We start from the raw sequence: 1731 nt of genomic DNA, 5'->3' as shown, positions 1-1731 counted from the left end.
ACCGCAAGTTCGCCGGCTATTCCAAGGGCATGAAGCGCAAGCTGACCATCGCCGCCGGGATCATCCACTCCCCGGCCATCCTCTTTCTGGACGAGCCGACCACGGGCATCGACGTGGCCAGCGCCCGGCAGGTCCGCAAGCTCGTGGCCGACCTGAACGAACAGGGCACGACCATCCTCCTGACCACCCACTACATCGAGGAGGCCGAGCGTCTCTGCCACCGGGTGGCCTTCATCGTCTCCGGCCGCATCGTCCGCGAGGATTCCGTCGACAACCTGGTTTCGACCGTCAAGGACCGACACGTGGTCCAGATCTCCATGGATACCCCCGCCGAAAGCCGGTCCGACTCCCTCGTGGCCGACCTAGCCTCATCCTTTCCCGCGTTCGAATTCAGCCTTTCCGGACCGGGAACCATCCGGGTCGAGGCCGCCGAACCCATCGGCGTCGGCCCCCTGATCCGGCTCTTGGAGGACCGGGGGGCCCTGGTTCTCGAAGCCCGAAGGCTCCGGCCCAGCCTGGAGGACGTCTTCGTGGCCGTCACCGGCCTCGAGGCAGGGGCCCTGGCCGGAGAAAAGGAAAAACCGGGAGGGAAAAAAGCGTGAAACTCTGGATCGCCTTCTGGAACATCCTGGCCAAGGACATGCGGACCTACTACCTGAAGCCCCCCAACGTGAGCTGGGGCATCATCTTTCCCCTAGCCTGGACGGGCATGTTCTTCATCCGATCCGGCCAGGGCCCGGAAAGCATCCTGGGCATCCTGCCCGGGGTGGTGGCCATCTCCATCCTTTTCGGGACCACGTCCATGCTGGCCGTGACCGTGACCTTCGAACGTAAAAACCGCTCTTTCGAGCGGCTTCTTCTGGCCCCGGTGCCCTTTGAGATTCTCATGCTGGCCAAGACTTCCGGAGCCATTCTCTTCGGCGTGGCCAACGCCTTCGTCCCCGTCGTCATGGCCTCGTTCCTGGTCGACCTGTCCCCGGTGGTCTGGACGGTCCTGGTCCCCACCGTGGTTCTCATCGCCGTGGCCTCGACCTTTCTGGGCCTGTTCATCGCCGTGGCCGTCAGCGAGGTTTTCGAGGCCCAGACCTTCTCCAACTTCTTCCGGTTCCCCATGATCTTTCTCTGCGGCCTCTTCTTTCCCATCGACCGCCTGCCGATCTTCCTCAAGCCCCTGTCCTACGCCCTGCCCCTGACCTACGGGGCCGACCTCCTCCACGGCTCGGTCCACGGCGGCCACGCCTTGCCCCTGGCCCTGGACTTCGCTCTCCTGGCCCTGTTCTGCGCTGGCCTGTTCGCGGCCAGTCTGGCCAACATCAGGAACCGCTGGATCGCCTGAGACCGGGGCCCAGGCATTATTTTCGAGAATCACCTCACGACCCGTCTCGCCCTTCGGTTCGGTTCAAGGCTTGTCCTGAGAAGATTTTTCAGTCATTGATGGTTTGTCCATGCCTTTGAAAATCCGTCATTACAGGAGTTGACCATGGCCTCCGATCAATGCCCCTGTCCCGGCCGCAGCCTCGAATCCCTGCCCGACGACATCCTTCGCCACATCGAGGCCACTCTGGGCTACGAGGCTCATCCCCCGAACAAGTACCGCTATTACAATGGGCTGGCCTACAGCGTCAGGGAAAGGCTTATCCGGGGCTGGCTCGACACCCAGCGGGCCTATTACGACTCCATGGTCAAGAGGGTCTACTACCTGTCCATGGAATTCCTGCCCGGCCGTTTTCT

At 62.7% G+C, this 1731-nt stretch carries 3 protein-coding genes; all 3 read left to right on the top strand.

Annotated elements, in window-relative coordinates; all coding sequences use genetic code 11:
- On the top strand, positions 1-602 hold a 602-nt coding region (locus tag EOM25_14615; GenBank protein ID NCC26409.1), incomplete at its 5' end, for an ABC transporter ATP-binding protein.
- Positions 599-1336, top strand: a complete 738-nt coding sequence (locus EOM25_14610; protein NCC26408.1) for an ABC transporter permease — start codon at positions 599-601, stop codon at positions 1334-1336. The genes EOM25_14615 and EOM25_14610, both read left to right, overlap by 4 nt.
- Positions 1337-1480: 144 nt before the next feature.
- The coding region (locus EOM25_14605; GenBank protein ID NCC26407.1) for a hypothetical protein at positions 1481-1731 on the top strand (251 nt) is incomplete at its 3' end.

Source organism: Deltaproteobacteria bacterium, assembly GCA_009929795.1.
GTDB lineage: Bacteria > Desulfobacterota > Desulfovibrionia > Desulfovibrionales > Desulfomicrobiaceae > RZZR01.
The sequence above is the reverse complement of the archived record's forward strand: the minus strand, read 5'-3'. Positions and strand labels throughout refer to the sequence as shown.